The organism is Paraburkholderia sp. Tr-20389, from assembly GCF_017104565.1.
Lineage (GTDB): Bacteria > Pseudomonadota > Gammaproteobacteria > Burkholderiales > Burkholderiaceae > Paraburkholderia.
The window spans coordinates 505,990-523,105 of sequence record NZ_JAAGPD010000001.1 but is presented as its reverse complement, the minus strand read 5'-3'; the positions used below and the strand labels follow the sequence as shown (position 1 = coordinate 523,105).

The 17,116-nt window shown below is 63.5% G+C and carries 12 protein-coding genes; 7 read left to right on the top strand and 5 right to left on the bottom strand.

All coding sequences use genetic code 11. The features are described from left to right. The first annotated feature begins 41 nt into the window (after positions 1 to 41). Positions 42 to 920 (top strand): class I SAM-dependent methyltransferase, encoded by an 879-nt coding sequence (locus G3N95_RS02320; protein ID WP_205968328.1) that lies wholly within the window; start codon positions 42 to 44, stop codon positions 918 to 920. A gap of 280 nt (positions 921 to 1,200) precedes the next feature. On the opposite strand, the gene acnB is transcribed toward G3N95_RS02320, so the two are convergent. Together acnB and G3N95_RS02310 are read right to left on the bottom strand one after the other, a co-directional pair. Next, positions 1,201 to 3,786: a bifunctional aconitate hydratase 2/2-methylisocitrate dehydratase gene (gene acnB / locus G3N95_RS02315; RefSeq protein WP_205968327.1), complete on the bottom strand. Its 2,586-nt coding sequence runs from the start codon at positions 3,784 to 3,786 to the stop codon at positions 1,201 to 1,203. A 230-nt stretch (positions 3,787 to 4,016) separates the two neighbouring features. Further along, complete coding sequence (locus G3N95_RS02310; protein ID WP_205968326.1) at positions 4,017 to 5,450, bottom strand: sialidase family protein; 1,434 nt, start codon at positions 5,448 to 5,450, stop codon at positions 4,017 to 4,019. A gap of 989 nt (positions 5,451 to 6,439) precedes the next feature. Between G3N95_RS02310 and G3N95_RS02305 the strand changes: the two genes are divergently transcribed. Both G3N95_RS02305 and G3N95_RS02300 read left to right on the top strand, forming a co-directional pair. Then, positions 6,440 to 6,820: a TadE/TadG family type IV pilus assembly protein gene (locus G3N95_RS02305; RefSeq protein WP_346778345.1), complete on the top strand. Its 381-nt coding sequence runs from the start codon at positions 6,440 to 6,442 to the stop codon at positions 6,818 to 6,820. A gap of 10 nt (positions 6,821 to 6,830) precedes the next feature. Further along, positions 6,831 to 7,949: a TadG family pilus assembly protein gene (locus G3N95_RS02300; RefSeq protein WP_205968325.1), complete on the top strand. Its 1,119-nt coding sequence runs from the start codon at positions 6,831 to 6,833 to the stop codon at positions 7,947 to 7,949. A gap of 29 nt (positions 7,950 to 7,978) precedes the next feature. Here the strand turns inward: G3N95_RS02300 and G3N95_RS02295 are convergent, their stop codons facing one another. Next, positions 7,979 to 8,899 carry a LysR substrate-binding domain-containing protein gene (locus G3N95_RS02295; RefSeq protein WP_205968324.1) on the bottom strand — a complete coding sequence of 307 codons (921 nt, stop codon included), beginning with the start codon at positions 8,897 to 8,899 and terminating at the stop codon, positions 7,979 to 7,981. Between the two features lie 139 nt (positions 8,900 to 9,038). Between G3N95_RS02295 and G3N95_RS02290 the strand changes: the two genes are divergently transcribed. From G3N95_RS02290 to G3N95_RS02275, 4 genes are all read left to right on the top strand, one after another. Beyond that, positions 9,039 to 10,172, top strand: a complete 1,134-nt coding sequence (locus G3N95_RS02290) for an FAD-dependent oxidoreductase (protein WP_205968323.1) — start codon at positions 9,039 to 9,041, stop codon at positions 10,170 to 10,172. Further along, complete coding sequence (locus tag G3N95_RS02285) at positions 10,165 to 10,458, top strand: (2Fe-2S)-binding protein (protein ID WP_205968322.1); 294 nt, start codon at positions 10,165 to 10,167, stop codon at positions 10,456 to 10,458. The genes G3N95_RS02290 and G3N95_RS02285 overlap by 8 nt, the downstream gene beginning before the upstream one ends. Further along, on the top strand, positions 10,455 to 11,930 hold the full coding sequence (locus G3N95_RS02280) for an NAD(P)/FAD-dependent oxidoreductase (protein WP_205968321.1): 1,476 nt from the start codon (positions 10,455 to 10,457) through the stop codon (positions 11,928 to 11,930). Before G3N95_RS02285 ends, G3N95_RS02280 begins: the two co-directional genes overlap by 4 nt. 79 nt (positions 11,931 to 12,009) lie before the next feature. Continuing rightward, complete coding sequence (locus G3N95_RS02275; RefSeq protein ID WP_205968320.1) at positions 12,010 to 12,792, top strand: ABC transporter substrate-binding protein; 783 nt, start codon at positions 12,010 to 12,012, stop codon at positions 12,790 to 12,792. 51 nt (positions 12,793 to 12,843) lie between these two features. Here the strand turns inward: G3N95_RS02275 and G3N95_RS02270 are convergent, their stop codons facing one another. Both G3N95_RS02270 and G3N95_RS02265 read right to left on the bottom strand, forming a co-directional pair. Next, a complete protein-coding gene (locus G3N95_RS02270; RefSeq protein WP_205968742.1) occupies positions 12,844 to 14,577 on the bottom strand; it encodes a ShlB/FhaC/HecB family hemolysin secretion/activation protein in 1,734 nt (577 codons plus the stop codon). An 80-nt stretch (positions 14,578 to 14,657) separates the two neighbouring features. Continuing rightward, positions 14,658 to 16,937, bottom strand: coding sequence for a filamentous hemagglutinin N-terminal domain-containing protein (locus tag G3N95_RS02265; RefSeq protein WP_205968319.1), 2,280 nt, complete (start codon positions 16,935 to 16,937; stop codon positions 14,658 to 14,660). Positions 16,938 to 17,116 lie beyond the last annotated feature (179 nt).

Here is a 17,116-nt window from a genome sequence, read left to right as displayed (position 1 = left end):
ATTGGCGTAACGTACCCGTATCTCGAACCCGAATCGATTCCATGTACGCTACTCGCCTCGACCGGGCGCGCGCAGTCACGATCGCCGCCACCTTCTTTGCGCTCACGCTGACAGGCTGCACGTCGTCGATGAGTTCTCAAGATGCATCGCGTGAATCGCAGCCGCAAGGTGCCGGTGCCACTTCACTCGGTGCCGCCGTCAATGGGCCGCAGCGCAGCCCGCAGGCGCGTGCGCGCGACGTCTACCGCCATCCGGAAGCAACGCTGCAATTCTTCGATCTTGGGCCGGCACAAGCGGTGCTGGAGATCGCGCCGGGAGGCGGGTGGTACACGGACATACTCGCGCCCTACCTGCACGATGCGGGGCAGCTCTACGAGGCGCAATATCTGAGTACATCTTCCGATCTCGCCGCCGAAGACAGCGCGACCGATGCCGCTTATCGGCGCAAGCTCGCGAAGGATCCATCGGTTTACGGGAAGGTCGTCGTCGGTACGTTGCACGCGGGCCAGTTCAACGGCTTCGACGCGAACTCGAAATTCGACCGTGTGCTGACGTTTCGAAACATCCATAACTGGATCAAGGACGGACAACTCGATGCGAACCTGCACGCGTTCTACGGCGCGTTGAAGCGTGGGGGCACACTTGGCGTCGAGGAGCATCGTGCGCGGCCGGGAACCACGAAGCAGCAAATGATCGATTCCGGTTACGTGACGGAAGCGTTCGTGATCGAGCACGCACAAGCAGCCGGCTTCGTTCTGATGGCGCGCAGCGAGATCAATGCGAATCCCAAAGACACCAAGGACTATCCGCACGGCGTGTGGTCGCTGCCGCCGACCTACCAGGGCGGTGACGCCGACAGGTCGCGCTTTGCCGCGATCGGGGAGTCGGATCGCATGACGCTCAAATTCGTCAAGCCCTGACCGTACCCCGTGATCGCGATGAGGCGCACGTGCGACAGCGTCCGCTCGGATCGAATGCGTCGCGCGACTTCATATCAAGACATTTTGCGTGCCTGGGTGTCCGGCGGCATGGCGAGCGTGTGATCGAAAGTCGGATAGCTTGATGCAGGGACGGGGGGATGCAGGCCAGGATGGGTAGCTAAAAAAAATGGCGCCGCAGGCATTCAGCCTGCGGCGCCATTTTGTGGGGCTACGACGAAAAACTACAACTTCAACGCCTCGCCGTAGCCCGCCAGCACACTTACATCGTGACGGTGTCGGCCACTTGCTTGAAGTCTTCGATCTGATCGAAGTTCATGTATTGATAGATCTTGTCGCCGTTGGCGCTGAGCACGCCCATATCGGCCATGTATTCGTCCTTGGTAGGGATCTTGCCGAGACGCGAGCAGATCGCCGCCAGTTCCGCCGAGCCGAGATACACGTTCGTGTTCTTGCCCAGGCGGTTCGGGAAGTTACGGGTCGAGGTGGACATGACCGTTGCGCCTTCGCGAACCTGTGCCTGGTTACCCATGCACAGCGAGCAGCCCGGCATTTCCGTCCGCGCACCCGCCGTGCCGAAGACGCCGTAGTGGCCTTCTTCCGTCAACTGCTTCTGGTCCATCTTGGTCGGCGGAGCGACCCACAGCTTGACGGGGATATCGCGCTTGCCTTCGAGCAGCTTCGACGCCGCACGGAAGTGGCCGATGTTGGTCATGCACGAGCCGATGAACACTTCGTCGATCTTCGCACCCGCCACGTCCGACAGCGTCTTCACGTCGTCCGGATCGTTCGGGCAGGCCACGATAGGCTCGTGGACGTCGGCCAGATCGATCTCGATGACGGCGGCGTATTCGGCGTCGGCATCCGGCGACAGCAGTTGCGGGTCGGCCAGCCACTGTTCCATCGCCTTGATGCGGCGCTGCAGGCTGCGCGGATCCTGGTAGCCCTGGGCGATCATCCACTTCAGCAGCGTGATGTTGCTGTTGAGGTACTCGATGATCGGTTCCTTGTTCAGATGAACCGTGCAACCAGCGGCCGAACGTTCTGCCGATGCATCCGACAGTTCGAACGCCTGCTCGACCTTCAGATCGGGCAGACCTTCGATTTCGAGAATGCGGCCCGAGAAGATGTTCTTCTTGCCTTGCTTGGCGACCGTCAGCGTGCCTTGCTTGATCGCGTACAGCGGGATCGCGTTGACGAGGTCACGCAGCGTGACGCCCGGCTGCATCTTGCCCTTGAAGCGGACCAGCACCGATTCCGGCATGTCCAGCGGCATCGTGCCCGTCGCGGCTGCGAAGGCGACCAGGCCCGAACCGGCCGGGAAGCTGATGCCGATCGGGAAGCGCGTATGCGAGTCGCCGCCCGTGCCGACGGTATCGGGCAGCAGCATGCGGTTCAGCCACGAGTGGATCACGCCGTCGCCCGGACGGAGTGCGATGCCGCCACGGTTGCTGATGAAGTTCGGCAGCGTCTGGTGCGTCTTCACGTCAACCGGCTTCGGATACGCTGCCGTGTGGCAGAACGACTGCATCACGAGGTCGGCCGAGAAGCCGAGGCACGCCAGGTCCTTCAGTTCGTCGCGGGTCATCGGGCCCGTCGTGTCCTGGGAGCCGACCGAGGTCATCTTCGGTTCGCAGTACGTGCCCGGGCGAACGCCCTGGCCTTCCGGCAGACCGCAGGCGCGGCCGACCATCTTCTGTGCCAGCGAGAAGCCCTTGCCGCTGTCGGCCGGCTGCTGCGGCAGGCGGAACAGCGTCGACGGGGCGAGGCCCAGCGCTTCACGCGCCTTGGAGGTGAGACCACGGCCGATGATCAGCGGAATGCGGCCGCCGGCGCGTACTTCATCGAACAGCACGTCGGACTTGACCTGGAATTCGGCGATCACTTCGCCGTTCTTCAGTGCACGGCCTTCGTACGGGCGCAGTTCGACCACGTCGCCCATTTCCATCTTCGACACGTCGAGTTCGATCGGCAGGGCGCCTGCGTCTTCCATCGTGTTGTAGAAGATCGGAGCGATCTTGCCGCCCAGACACACGCCGCCGAAGCGCTTGTTCGGGATGAAGGGGATGTCTTCGCCCGTGAACCACAGCACCGAGTTGGTGGCCGACTTGCGCGAGGAGCCGGTGCCGACCACGTCGCCCACATACGCGACCAAGTGACCCTTTTCCTTCAGCGATTCGATGAACTTGATCGGGCCGCGCTTGCCGTCTTCTTCCGGAGTGATGCCGGGACGGGCGTTCTTCAACATCGCCAGCGCGTGCATCGGGATGTCCGGGCGCGTGGTGGCGTCCGGGGCGGGCGACAGGTCGTCGGTGTTGGTTTCGCCCGTCACCTTGAAGACGGTGATGGTCAGGCTTTGCGGCACTTCCGGACGGCTCGTGAACCATTCGGCGTCGGCCCAGCTTTGCAGCACGGCGCGCGCGTTGGCGTTGCCCTTGTCGGCGAGTTCCTTGACGTCGTGGAACGCGTCGAACATCAGCAGGGTCTTCTTTAGCGCGTCGGCAGCGACGGTGCCGACTTCGGCGTCCGACAGCAGTTCGATCAGCGGCTGGATGTTGTAGCCGCCCAGCATCGTGCCGAGCAGTTCGGTGGCGCGGGCGCGCGAGATCAGTGCGCAGGCGGTCTCGCCCTTGGCCACGGCGGCCAGGAAACCGGCCTTCACGCGCGCGGCTTCGTCCACGCCGGCGGGCACACGGTTGGTGATCAGGTCGAGCAGGGTCTGCTCTTCGCCGGCGGGCGGATTGGTCAGCAGTTCCACCAGCTCGGCGGTCTGCTGGGCCGTCAGCGGCAGGGGAGGAATGCCGAGCGCGGCGCGCGCGGCTACATGAGCACGAAAGTTTTCAAGCATGGGGGACCTGCTGGTATTGCGTTTTAAGGGGAAGGCTTGTCAGGCGCTCCGCGGCTGCTCCGGGCACTGCTTTGATCGCGATTTTAATTGCTGTGTGCGGTAACGTCAAATGTCTTATGTCTTATATAAGAGTTGGCGGTGATGAAAACGCCCGCGTGCAGCACACTATCAACCGCATCGGCGCGCAGCGCATGTGTCCGCGCTGCGCGCCGACTGCTCGCTTCACCCCGCTACGGCTGGGCGAATACGTCCGTGCGATTCTTGAGATCCTGATTCGTTTGCACGAAGAACGGCACGAACCTCGATCCGCTGGCGGCCAATCCCTGGTAGTCGCCGACAAAGAAACCCTCGGCGTTAGGCGCGAACTTGAGGTCGAACGATCCTGCCACATGGGTTTCATTGCCGAACGTCTTGCCGTTGTCGGGCGAGGTCGTTTGCCAGATGTCCGTCGGCAGTGTCGTGGTGTTGCCGTCCGCCAGATTGCGGAAGTCGTAGTACGTCACGGCAACGGTCCCCGACGAATTGACACGAATGCCCGGATTGAACGCAGGCCGTCCCGAGGATGTGTTGACCCGGATCGGTGCGCTCCATGTGGTGCCGCCGTCTTTCGACGTGGAGAACGCGATCTCATCGTAGTGGCCGCCGTTGAAGCGCGAATCCTGCCACACGACATAGAGCTGCCCACTGGCCGGATCGATTGCGGGCTCGGGAATGATGTCGCCTGAACGAACGGCTTCCCCCGTGTTCGGATCGAAGACGGATACGGTCTGCAAACCCGAGATGATCTTCGGCTTGGTCCACGTTGCGCCGTCATCGGTTGATTTGATGAACGCCACCTTGCCGGCCGCTTTGGAGAATGGCGGAGCAATCAGGTTGAAGAAATCGTAGAGCGTTCCGTCCTGCGAGTTGATCACGATCTGATTGCCGATCGTCTGTTGCCGTGAAGGCAAGCTCACGATCACGGAGGGCGTGCTCCATGTGGTGCCGCCATCCGTTGTCCTGGAGAACAGCGATGGCCCGCGAAAGGCTGCCGTATGCAGGTTGGCGTACGGATTACCGTTCGGCAATTCCAGCCGGTCCCACACCGCATAGGCGACGCCTGCCTTGACGGGGTTCGCCGTCACGGATTCCTTGTCGTTGAAGAATTGCAGCGTGGGTTCGTTGTTGGCGATGATGATGGTCGGCTTCGCCCACGTCTGTCCATTGTCTTTCGAAACCGAGGCGACCACCGCATTGCTGTTGTTGGATTGATTGAAGGAAATCGACACAGCGTACGCCGTGCCATCGGGGCCGATCGACACCCACGGATCAGACGCACGTTCGTAGTCCAGCAAACCCGTGCATGCACTGAACGGCAATGCAGTCGGCGTAGTCCACACGGATCCGCCATCGAACGACGAACTGGCGACCAGGCCGTGTGCGCCGCCGTTGTCCCATCGGTCCTGCTGCCATACGCCGATAAGGTTCGAAGGATTGTTCGGGTTCGACGCGATCCACGGCTCGACTTCGGCATTCACGTAGTTCGTGCCGGGGCCGCCTATGGTGCAGTTGGCAAAGAGGCTTGGACGGGAGACAAGGTCGGCCCGACTGGCAGTCATGCCTGTGGCGAGGACAACTGCGATGGAAATACCGCTCAACAGTACGCGGGGCTTGTTGCAACGCATGGAAGGCTCCTTCTCCATTGCGTCTGTCACAGCTCACCGTGGCGCGCCGGCAGTTGCAAAAGAAAGTGGAGCGGCATGGTGCCTTTGTCCGGGTCTCAATGTCTCCGCCATCATCCGCTCGCCACGCTCACTACCGTTTCGGACTGCGACAGACTGCCAGCGCTGATCACCGTCAGCGCGTCGGTCACGACTTCGCTACTCGATACCAGACTGTTTGCTTGCGCGTCGATGACGGTCCCTTTGCAATGACCGGCATTTGTCAGATGCGTGAAAAGGACTTTAGGTCGTATGAAACGGTATTGCGGGAATTTTTTGTAACGCCTGGAGGCTTTCTGGTAACGGTTGCGAATGACAGATATTCTCAAATTCCGGATGAAAGCCTTTCCACCACCGACGCTGCGTGCGATATAGCAACTCTTTTGTCGACTCCGATAATCCACGAGCAAAAGAACGAGCCTTTATATGAACTCGTGACGAGAGCGATAAAAATGCGCGTCGGTACTCGTACAAGAGAAGTTCCGACTGCGACACCTTAAGGCTTGCTTAAGCGGGCGGGACGCGCTGCCTTTTGTGCTTCGAAACACTGTCTCAGCGCCGATACAGGTTCGACATTCGCGATCGAAACGGCTGCTGCTTCCATGGCACATCGCAACGTCAGGCGTGTGCGTCGCGCACATCCATCGGGTGTATCGAACCCGAAACATCTGCGATCCATTTGCACATCGGATATCTGGCGAAAGCCGGTCTATTGCCCACTGCGAGAGCCGCAAACGGTCATGGCATGTTCCGTGCGAAAAAGGCGCGCACTACGCATCGACCGCTGCCGCGAAAGAACATGCGGTGGCAGTCGAATGCGAGTCATGAAAGCCGGTATGAACGCGGCACTTAAATCAGGCACGGGGGAAATGATGAAACGATATCCTGCATGCGATCTTCCAACGGGCGCACGCCGCCGGACACATCACACGTTTCAGCGCGGCGCGGCCGCCGTGGAATTCGCGATCGTGCTGCCGCTTCTGCTGCTCATCGTCTTCGGCATCGTTGAACTGGGTATCGGGCTTTACGACAAGGCGATGATCACCAACGCCAGTCGCGAAGGTGCGCGCGCCGGCGTATTGCTGCGAACGCCAAAGCCGACCAAGCAGGACATTACCAACGTGGTGCTCGCCTATTGCCAGAGTTATCTCGTCACGTTCGGCACGAGCAATACGCCGACGGTCAGTGTTCCATCCGGGGTGGGCGGCACGTTCGGCACGCCGCTCACCGTGACGGTCTCGTACCAGTACTCGGGATTGGGCCTGGGCGCGATGCTGTCCGCGCTCACGGGCCCCATTACGATGACCGCGACCACGGTCATGAACAACGAGTGAGGCGCGCATCATGCAAAGGACGAGCAAATACAAACAGCGAGGCTCCGTCGCGGTGATCACGGCGGTAAGCATGGTTTCGCTTCTGGGGATGGCCGCGCTGGCCGTCGACATCGGCAATCTGCTGGTGTCGCGCAACGAATTGCAGAATGCGGCGGACGCTGCCGCGCTGGCGGGCGCGCCATGTCTGTATCAGCGTGCGCAGTGCGGGAACACGACGGCAACGGAGCCCGACTGGACGACTGCCACGCAGCGGGCCTCCAGCTTTGCGACGGGCACGGCGTCGAACCTGGTTCAGGGAAGCGCGATCAAGGTTGCCGTGACGGGGTCGGGCTACTGGAACATAACCGGTAGTCCGGGCAAGCTGGAGACGGTGCCCTTTACGCCCGGTACGAACGATCTGCCCGCCATCCAGGTGACGATCACCAAGAGCGCCGGCAATGCAAACGGCAGCGTTCCCGTCTATCTGGCAAGCATTCTTGGTGTGACGTCGCTGTCGGCGAGTGCGACGGCGACTGCGGCCGTGTCGAGACCTGGCTACGTCGGGGCCGGCGGTCTCTTTCCGCTCGCCATCTCCAAGTGCCTCTACGACAACTACTGGAACTCGTCGACCAACTCTCCGAAGCTGGCCACGAGCACGGCAACGATCCCCGGACAGGACTGGCCTCAGACGCCCAACACGCCCTACGCCTTCGAAGTCTCGTCGTCGTATCAGGCAAATGGCTGCGAAGCCGGGCAGTGGACCACGCTGACCAGCCAGCAAAACAATGTTCCGTTCGTGCGAGGGCTGATTGCCGGTCAGAATACCGATACGCTCGGTATCGGGTCGCAGCCTGGAACCTACATCCAGCCGGGCGAGGAGAACACGCTTTACACGTCCGTCAACGATTGCAGCGCTGCCGGCGACCATTCCTGTGAGTACGAGACGGTGCCCGTCGTAAGCAGCCTTGGCACCAGCAGTTATCAGCCCGTTGTCGCGTTCGCTTGCGTGCACATTCTAAGCGCGACGAAAGGCTCCAAGCCGTATGTCCTTTTGCAGATGAGCAATCAGCCGGACAAGTGTCAGGCGAAGAACGCCGGCGGCGTCGGACCGAACTATGGAGCGATTACACCGCCGCGTCTGGTTCAGTGACGTAGTTCGCGTTGGGCAGGTCCGTCCCGTTAGCGCGGCTTCTCACTCTGACCCAGGAGTCGCGCCAACGCTTCGCGGGCGCGCGCACAGAAAAGCTCGGCGATGCTCGACGGCGACTGTGCGACGGCATGAACCAGATAGAGCTGGTCGCGAATTTCCGGCAGGAAAGGCCGCACGGCGACGCGGGGTTTCGCATAGGCGGCGGTGACGGGATCGATCAACGCGACGCCTGCGCCGTTCGCCACCAGCGCGACGATGGTCTGCGACAATTGTGCCTCGATGGTCATCTGACGTTGCACGCCGTGCTCGACGAACAGACGATCGATCGCGGCGCGCGCATCGAATGAACGCGGGAAGGATACGAAGGGCTCGCTCTGCAGATCGGCGGGCTTGAGCACGCGCTTGCGTGCAAGCCGGTGCGAAAGCGGCAGGATGCATCGCATGGGCGCATCCGTCAGCCGGTCGGCCCGCACGGCGGGATGCGGTATTGCTTCGGCAATAAAGCCGGCATCGCATTGACCCGACGCCACCATGTCGACGACCGTGCTCGCGCTATGCGTCAGCAACGTCACGTCGATACCCTGATGCACTTCGACGAACTGCGCGACGACGGCAGGCAACAGTTCGAGCGCAATCGCGGGCGATCCGGCCACGCGCAACGACCCGCGACGCATCGCGCGAATCTGCTGCGCGGCATGACCGATGCGGTCGAGTCCGACGAACGCGCGCTCGACTTCCTCGTATAACACGCGCGCTTCCGCCGTCGGCACGAGCCGTCCCTGCTGACGTTCGAACAACGCGAATCCCACGCTGTCCTCGAAATCCGCGATCAGACGGCTGACAGCGGGCTGCGAGACGTGCAAAGACTGGGCGGCGCGCGTCACGGTGTGGCGCTGGATCAGCGCGCGGAACGCTTCTACCTGTCGAATCTTGAGGTCGTTCGAGGCCATAACATTCGCTTATACATGAGACAAAAATCGGCATTTGACGCCGCATTTTGCCAGTTGGATGCTACGGCACACAGCATTTTTATCAACTTCACTTCGTGATCGATATCCATAACATCGGTTCCGCCGGGAGAGGGCGGACATGAAATCGAACGCTTATGACGTCGTCGTCGCGGGCGGCGGTCTCGTTGGCATGGCGATCGCCTATGGGCTCGCGCGGCTGCGCCTGCGGGTCGCCGTGTGCGACGGCGCCGACGGCGCGCATCGCGCGGCACGCGGCAATTTCGGCCTGGTGTGGGTGCAGGGCAAAGGTGGACGCTGCCTGCCGTACGCGCAGTGGTCGCTGGGTTCGTCGGAGCGCTGGTCGGCGTTCGCGGCGCAACTGTCGCTCGAAACGGGTGTCGACGTGGGCTTCGAACGGCCCGGCGGCATCGAATTGTGTGAGACGCACGAGGAACTCGACAAGGGACACGCACTGCTCGAATCGCTGCGTCGACAGGATGCAGGGCTCGGCTACGAAGTGCTGGATTCAGCGGCGTTGCGCAAGCGCATACCGGCGGCATCGCCGGAACTCGCGGGCGCGCTCTATTCGCGTAACGACGGCCACGCCAATCCCCTCTATACGCTGCGCGCGCTGCAACAGGCATTCGCTGCGCGCGGCGGCGTGTACCGGCCGAACGACGAAGTGCGTGAAGTGCTGCCGCGTGCGGGCAGCTTCGACATCGTTACGGCAACGGGCACGCTGACAGCGGGGCGCGTCGTGCTCGCCGCGGGACTCGGCAACGCGCGGCTCGCACCGATGGTCGGCCTCGATGCGCCGATCTCGCCGCTGCGCGGACAGATCATGGTGACCGAACGACTCGCACCGTTCCTCGACTATCCGACGCTGGTCGTGCGGCAGACGCGAGAAGGCTCCGTGATGCTCGGCGATTCCGCGGAAGACGTCGGTTTCGACGACGGCACCACGCGCGGCGTGATGGCCGATATCGCGCGGCGGGCGCAGACGGCGTTCCCGATGCTCGCACACGTACGCGTCGTGCGGACATGGGGTGCGCTGCGCATCATGACGCCGGATGGTCTGCCCGTTTATGAAGAGTCGGCATCGTGCCCGGGCGCCTTCGTCGCGATCTGCCATAGCGGCGTGACCCTCGCCGCCGCGCACGCCGAAACGCTTGCGCCGTGGATCGCGGGCGGTGCGCGTCCGGACATCATCGAGCCGTTCGTCACGGCGCGTTTTCAACCGCAGTCGAACGCGATGAGGACAAGCGATGTTTGACGTACTGGAACTGACGTCGGAGGCGGCCGTCGACATCGAGATCGACGGCAACGCGTTGCGCGTACCCGCACACTTCACGGTTGCCGCCGCGCTGCTCGCGAATGGACAGATGACATGCCGCACTTCGGCCGTCAGCGGTGCGCCGCGTGGGCCGTTCTGCATGATGGGCGTGTGTTTCGAGTGCCTCGTGGAGGTGGACGGCGTGCCGAACGTGCAGGCCTGCATGACGCGTGTGGCAGCAGGCATGCGCGTGCGTTCGATGCATGGCAAGGCGAGGCTCGCATGACGGATCTACGAAGCGATCTGCTGATCGTCGGCGCGGGGCCGGCAGGGATGGCGGCAGCCTGCGAGGCGCGCGAACGCGGGCTGTCGGTCGTGCTCGCCGATGAAGGCCATGCGCCAGGCGGCCAGATCTATCGCGACGCGGCGACGTCGCCGCTGCGAGATACGTCGGCGCTCGGCAAAGACTATGCGGCGGGACGCCCGCTGATCGAGCGCTTTCGCGCCTGTGGCGCGCAGTATCTGCCGCAGACGCTCGTCTGGCAGATTGCGAACGAGCCGTATGCGGGCGGGACGGAAGCCGTGGCGATGCTCACGCGCGGCAATTCTGCCGACGTCGCCGGCGCGTCCGTCGACGCGGGTACGCTCGCCGTGCACGCACGCGCCGTCCTGATCGCCACGGGCGCGCAGGAGCGTCCGTGGCCCATTCGCGGCTGGACGCTGCCTGGCGTGATGGGCGTCGCCGCTGCGCAATCCGCGTTCAAGTCGGCAGGGCTCGTGCCGTGCGCACAGACCGTGCTGGTCGGCAGCGGGCCGCTGCTGTGGCTGTTCGCTTCACAGTTGCTGAACGCGGGCCGACGCATCGGCGCCATCGTCGACACGACGCCGTCGAACGTCTATGCCGATGCGCTGCGCCACGTGCCGCGCGCGCTCAGGGCCGCCGATTATCTGCTCAAGGGCTGGCGCATGATGCGCACGGTGCGTCGTGCGGGCATCGCGATTCATCGTCATGCGCGCGATGTCGAAGTCATCGGCGATACGCAGGCGCGCGGCGTTCGCTTCATCGACGGCAAGGGCAACGCGCATCGGCTCGACGCGTCGCTCGTGCTGCTGCACCAGGGGGTGATTCCATCGACGAATCTCGCGCGCGCGACGGGTTGCGCACACGAATGGGATGCGAACTCGGCGTGCTGGCGTCCACGGACCGACGCATGGGGACGCAGCAACGTCGAGCATGTGTGGATAGCCGGCGACGGCGCCGGGATCGCGGGTGCTCAGGCCGCGACGTGGGCGGGCATGCTTGCCGCGCTCGATATTGCCGCGCGGCTCGGCGCACTCGATATGTCCGCACGGGATCGCGCGAGCCGCGCGCCGCGCGCAGCATTGAACCGTCATCTGACCGTGCGTCCGCTGCTGGATGCGCTCTATACACCGCCGCACGCGTCACGTCTTCCCGCAGACGATGTGATCGTCTGCCGCTGCGAGGAGGTGACGGCAGGCGAGATTCGCCGTATCGCCGCGCAAGGCTGCATGGGACCGAACCAGATGAAGGCGTTCTCGCGTTGCGGCATGGGCCCATGTCAAGGCCGCTGGTGCGGGTCGACGGTCGCCGAAGTGATCGCGAGCGTGCAGGCCCGGAAGCCCGAGGATGTCGGCTACTACCGGATTCGCGCGCCGATCAAGCCGGTGACGATCGCGCAACTGGCGCAGGCTCTGCCCGCCGATGCGGGCGTCGCGCGTGGCGAGTTTCCAAGTTGAAGTGCGTGATTGTGGCTGGGCGAATGCGACGTTGGCTGACGACCTTGAAGCCTTTAAACCTCTGGCGTGGAGTGCTGTGATGAAACGTAGCTTGAAAGTGGCGGTAGCGGCTGTATCGATGGCGCTGGCCTGCGCCGCATCGGCGAAAGAATGGCAGACCATACGTGTCGGCATCGATCCGACCTATCCTCCGTTCGAATCGCTGTCGACGAGCGGCGCCGTGGTCGGCTTCGACGTCGATCTCGGCAACGCGCTGTGCGCGAAGCTGAAGGCGAAATGCGTGTGGGTGCAAAGCAGCTTCGACGGTCTTATTCCGGGGCTGCAGGCGCGCAAGTTCGACGTGATCCTGTCGTCGATGGCGGCCACGCAGAAGCGCCGCGAACAGATCGATTTCACGGATCGCCTGTATCGCAACCAGACCCGGCTGATCGCGCGCGAAGGCTCGGGCCTGCTGCCCGATGGCGCAAAGCTCGCGCACAAGCGCGTCGCCGTTCAGCAGGGCACGGTGCAGGAAACCTATGCGCGCGAGAAGTGGGCGGCGGCGAACGTCGAGGTGGTGCCGTACCAGAACTACGATCAGGCCTACGCGGATCTGGGCACGGGGCGCGTCGACGCCGTGCTGATGGATGCCGTGCAGGGCAAGCTGGGCTTTCTCGACACGCCGGGCGGCAAGGGCTTCGCGTTCGCCGGGGACGTGGTCTATGACCCGAAGATCATGGGCGACGGCGATGCCGCCGGCGTGCGCAAATCCGACAGCGATCTGCGCGACGCGCTGAATGTCGCGATCAACGAAATTCTGCGCGACGGCACGTACAAGAAAATCGAAGCGAAGTACTTTTCGTTCGATATGTACGGCAAGTGATGCGTCTACACGATGCGTGTCCGCGTTGCGTAGGCGCGCAACGCGGACATGTCACGTTCCGATCGACAGATACAGCATCACCATCGGCGCCTTCGATCCATCCTGCGTCGCCGCACGCAAAGGCGCGGCATAGGTGCAGCGGAAGTCGGCGAAGCGCGACCATCTGAAGCGCACCCCCGCACCGGCACTCGCGAGCATCCCTGGGTTGTATTCCGCTGGCTGGTCGATGCGGGTCCAGACGCGCCCGGCATCGAAGAAGACGAATGGCTGCACGAGGACATCGCTCGTGCCGATGGCGAAAGCGGGCGTGCGCAACTCGGCCTGCACGTTCCAGCCGCGGTCGCCGAGCACCACATAGGGATCGTAGCCTCGCACGCTGGTCTCGCCGCCGAGCCCGATTTCTTCGCTTGGCAGCAGCGTGTCGGGCGTCCATTGAAACGTGCCGTTCGCCGCCAGCGTGAAGCCTCGGCCGAGCGCGAACGCGTCCGATCCCGTCAGTTGCAGGTACGTGTAACGGGCGGTCGCGCCTTGACGCGCCGTATTGAATGCGGCGTCGCTGTTGTCGCCGTCGAGACCGCCCGGACTCGCAACGAAGGTGGCGGCAGCGTGCGCCGTACCGGCGTCCTTCTGCTGGCTGATGTCGTAGACGGCCACGAACTGATGGATATGCGTGTTCGAGTTGAACACCTGAAAGCCGCCGAATTCCAGATCGTTGTTGCTGCGCTTGAAGTCGTAACCGAACTGGACCAACTGCGTCCAGTCGCCCGTCGACGGCAGACGCCAGTCGTAGCGCATGCTGAACTGCGCGGAAATGCCCGTTTGCCCATACGTGTCAGGCAGCCGTGGCGTGCTCTGCGCGTACACACCGAAGAACTCGATGCTGTCGAGCCACGGCAGCGGCGCGACGTAGCTGAACGCGTGCGCCATGAAGCGCGCACGGTTCGGCCGTCCTTCGATATCCGGATTGCCGCTGACGAAGTCGTTGCTGGCCGTGAACTGATACGCGATCTGTTGATCGAGACCGAAGAGGTTGCCGTAACCGAAGCCGGCAAAGAACCGGTCGCGTCCGAGGGACGGCACGCCCTGGTTGTCATAGCCCGCGTTGGCGCGCAACGGCAGGCGATCATCCGTCTGCAGCACGACGTCGGTCGTGTTCGTCCCTTCGCCGGGTGCGAATATCGCATCCACCCGGCGATACGGATTCGCGTTGAGCACGGCGAGTCCGAGCGAGACATCCGCCTGGAGGATCGGCTCGCCGGACGCGAGCGGCATCTCGCGTTCGAGCAGCCCGCTCGAAAAGTAACGGTTGCCGTTCGCGCGCACACGGCCCAGCCTGAACTCGGCGATGTCGATGCGCACGACGCCCGCGCTGACGTCCTGCTCCGGCACATAGACATCGACGAGCGGCTTGCCCGCGCGCCGGTAGCGCTCGATCACGGCCTGCCGTATTTCGGCGAGCCGGCCGAAAGTGAGCGGCTTGTCGAGATCGGCTGTGAAGTTTTGCAGAAAGTCCGCGTCCAGTACGGGCAGTGCCTGTGCAATGACGCGCTGTTGCGACGTTGACGGCGCGGTGGAGGACACGCCGGCCGGTTCGAACACGAGTCCCGTGAGCCGCTCGACGGCGACCTTTGCCGCGTCGTTTTGTGTTTGCGTTCGAGGCTTCGACGGCGCGCTGCGCGGCGGCTGCAGTGCAGGCTGTGGCGCGACGTCGCGCCACGCCTGGGCTGCCGCAGGCGAACCATGCACGGCCGCCGCCGCACACGATGCGACGATGAGCCATCGTATGGCGTCGAACGCGTGACACCGGCTGCTTTTTGCGCAGCCGAACACCGGCGGCTGATGCGTTGAAGAAAGCAAGGGCTCGGCTACTGTTCGGCAGGTTGCCGCAACACAGGATGCGTGGCGCCTGCCGGCATGAGCCAGATGCCGTTCGGCCCGAAGTCGTAGCCCGCGAAGCTCGCCGGGTCGCTCATCTGCGCGGTGGTCAGTCCGTTGGCGGGCGGCAGATCGCCGCCGCTCGCGCTTTGCCCCGTGGTCTCCCTGTTCCAGTACACGTCGGGGGCGAGCGTGCCGGAACCGAAGGCGATGACGCCATGCGTCGGCATCGAGCGGGTCTGCACGGCACCCGTCGCGAACGACTCGCTGACCGTTCCCTCGTTGATGCCCACGAGTCCGCCGCCGAATCCCGTGGAGAAAACGGGACTCACCGCGCCCGTTGCATACGATTGCGTGATCGTGCCGAGGTTGTAGCCGACGAGTCCGCCGTTCGCATCGGAGCCCGATATCGTCGCGCTGCTCCATGAGCGTTCGACGGTGCCTTCGTTTCTGCCGACCACTCCGCCGAAGTCCGTGCCGTTCTGCTCGACTTCGCCTGCGCGGCCCGAGGTATGCGCGTATGCGATGACGCCCTGGTTGATGCCGGCGAGAATGCCGCTGCCCTGGTTGCTCGTCGACACAACGCCATTCTCGATACCGACATCGCGCAGCACGCCCGCCGATCCCACCACGCCGAACAGTCCCGCCGAGTAGTCCTTGCTGAAATCGTCGATGTTGATGGTGGCGTTGGAGACGCTGTGCCACATGCCGTCGAACTGTCCTGTGAACGGCGTGGTGTGGTTGCCGATCGGTGTGAACGTATGGCCTGTCGCATCGATATCGGTGCCTAGCGCGTAATTGCCCGCCAGGTCCTGCCTGATGTTCTCCAGATCGTTCACGTTGTTGACCAGCTTGTAGCCGGTGATCTGCGCGAGCTGGCCGCTCGAAGGCGCGGGCGTCCATGCGGGATTGCCGAGCAGCGTGCCCGCACTGTAGCTGCCGTTCATGTCGTACAGCGCATTGACGATGCCCGTGCTATGCGACCAGTCGATCACGCCGTGATTCACGACCGAGCCTGCGTTGTCGAGACTGGCGGCATCGGCGCGCAGTGTCAGGTTGCCGCTGCCCTGATTGGCGAGCGTTGCATTGGAGCCAAGCGTCAACGTGTGATATGCGGCGAGCGTCAGCGATGCGCCTCCTTGCCAGTGGATGCCCGTATCGACGTTGAGATCGCCGCTGCTGCCGTTCGCGCCCGTCGTTTGCAGCCTGACTGAGGTGCCGTTGCCGAGCCCTTGCGACAGCGCGCTTGCGGCCGCTTGATCGACGGTGAACGTCGGGGTCGAGATGTTCCACTGCTTTGCGTCGACTGACGTGCCGCCTTTGGGAAACGCGAGCGTGTTCGCGTTCATGTCGACGGTGCCGCCGGCTGCGTCGATGACACCGCCGGGCCGCACGGTGCCGTGCTCGGCGACGAGCCAGACATGGCCGTCGCGCGTGGCCGTGCCCGTCGCGCGAATGGCCTCGTGATTGCCCGCCAGCGCGTAGATGTTGCCGTCGACGGATTGCAGGCTGACCTGCGCCGCCTGGATCGTGCCCATATTGGCCAGCATGCCGCCCGCGCCGGACTGCACGAACACCTGTTTGCCCGTCGACGAATCCTGCAGCAATACCTGCTTCGCCACGGCGAGTTCGGCTGTTCCGTTGGGTGCGCTGATCGTGCCGTCGTTCATGATCGCACTGTGCGCAATCAGAAAGACGTCGCCGCCAGTCGAGGAAATCTTGCCGAGGTTGACGATGCTCGCGTTCGAATCGCCTGCCAGCACCAGCGGTCCGCCGTTCATGAAGGCGACGGGGTCGGTGTCGAGTGTGGATGCAACGAAGCGCCCGTTGGTGGCGATCACACCCTGCGGTCCGACGACGATGCCTTGCGGATTGATCAGGTACACGCTGCCGCTGGCCTTGAGTGTGCCGAGGATGGCGGACGGCTTGCCACCCGTGACGCGGTTGAGCGTTGCGCCGCTGCCGTTGGCGAACACGACCTGGTTGCCGTTGCCGATCGAGAAGCTGTCCCAGTTGACGACTGCGCGTCCCGTCGATTGATTGACCGTCAGTGTCGAACCGTTCGTGGCTATCGATCCGTTGCCGCCGACGAAGCGCCCGCCCGCAGGCAGCGGGCCGGCAGCATGCGCGGATGCCGCGCAAAAGAACGCCAGCATGGCGGCGACGCGCAAGGTGTTGATCGAGTGGAAGGAACTAGCGGAGAGAGAAGGCCCATTCGAATTGCGTCGGGCGCCACAAGCGTGCGATACCAGCCGTTGATTTGTGATCATGGTTGTGTCCCTGGCTATCGGTATCGGCCACAAAGAACAACGTGTGCACGATACCTGTTGTGATGGAGGCCGGATCACTGATGGCGGGTATCGTTGGCGCGCCGGAGCCTTCGCGGTCAGCGGTATTGTGGCAGACGCTTTCTGCTTACGAATCGTTTCGCATCGCGCCGGATATCAGC

Coding starts and splice junctions, on each gene's coding strand:
- G3N95_RS02320 (WP_205968328.1), top strand. CDS start 42: ATGTACGCTACTCGCCTCGACCGGGCGCGCGCAGTCACGATCGCCGCC.
- acnB (WP_205968327.1), bottom strand. CDS start 3,786: ATGCTTGAAAACTTTCGTGCTCATGTAGCCGCGCGCGCCGCGCTCGGC.
- G3N95_RS02310 (WP_205968326.1), bottom strand. CDS start 5,450: ATGCGTTGCAACAAGCCCCGCGTACTGTTGAGCGGTATTTCCATCGCA.
- G3N95_RS02300 (WP_205968325.1), top strand. CDS start 6,831: ATGCAAAGGACGAGCAAATACAAACAGCGAGGCTCCGTCGCGGTGATC.
- G3N95_RS02295 (WP_205968324.1), bottom strand. CDS start 8,899: ATGGCCTCGAACGACCTCAAGATTCGACAGGTAGAAGCGTTCCGCGCG.
- G3N95_RS02290 (WP_205968323.1), top strand. CDS start 9,039: ATGAAATCGAACGCTTATGACGTCGTCGTCGCGGGCGGCGGTCTCGTT.
- G3N95_RS02285 (WP_205968322.1), top strand. CDS start 10,165: ATGTTTGACGTACTGGAACTGACGTCGGAGGCGGCCGTCGACATCGAG.
- G3N95_RS02280 (WP_205968321.1), top strand. CDS start 10,455: ATGACGGATCTACGAAGCGATCTGCTGATCGTCGGCGCGGGGCCGGCA.
- G3N95_RS02275 (WP_205968320.1), top strand. CDS start 12,010: ATGAAACGTAGCTTGAAAGTGGCGGTAGCGGCTGTATCGATGGCGCTG.
- G3N95_RS02265 (WP_205968319.1), bottom strand. CDS start 16,937: ATGATCACAAATCAACGGCTGGTATCGCACGCTTGTGGCGCCCGACGC.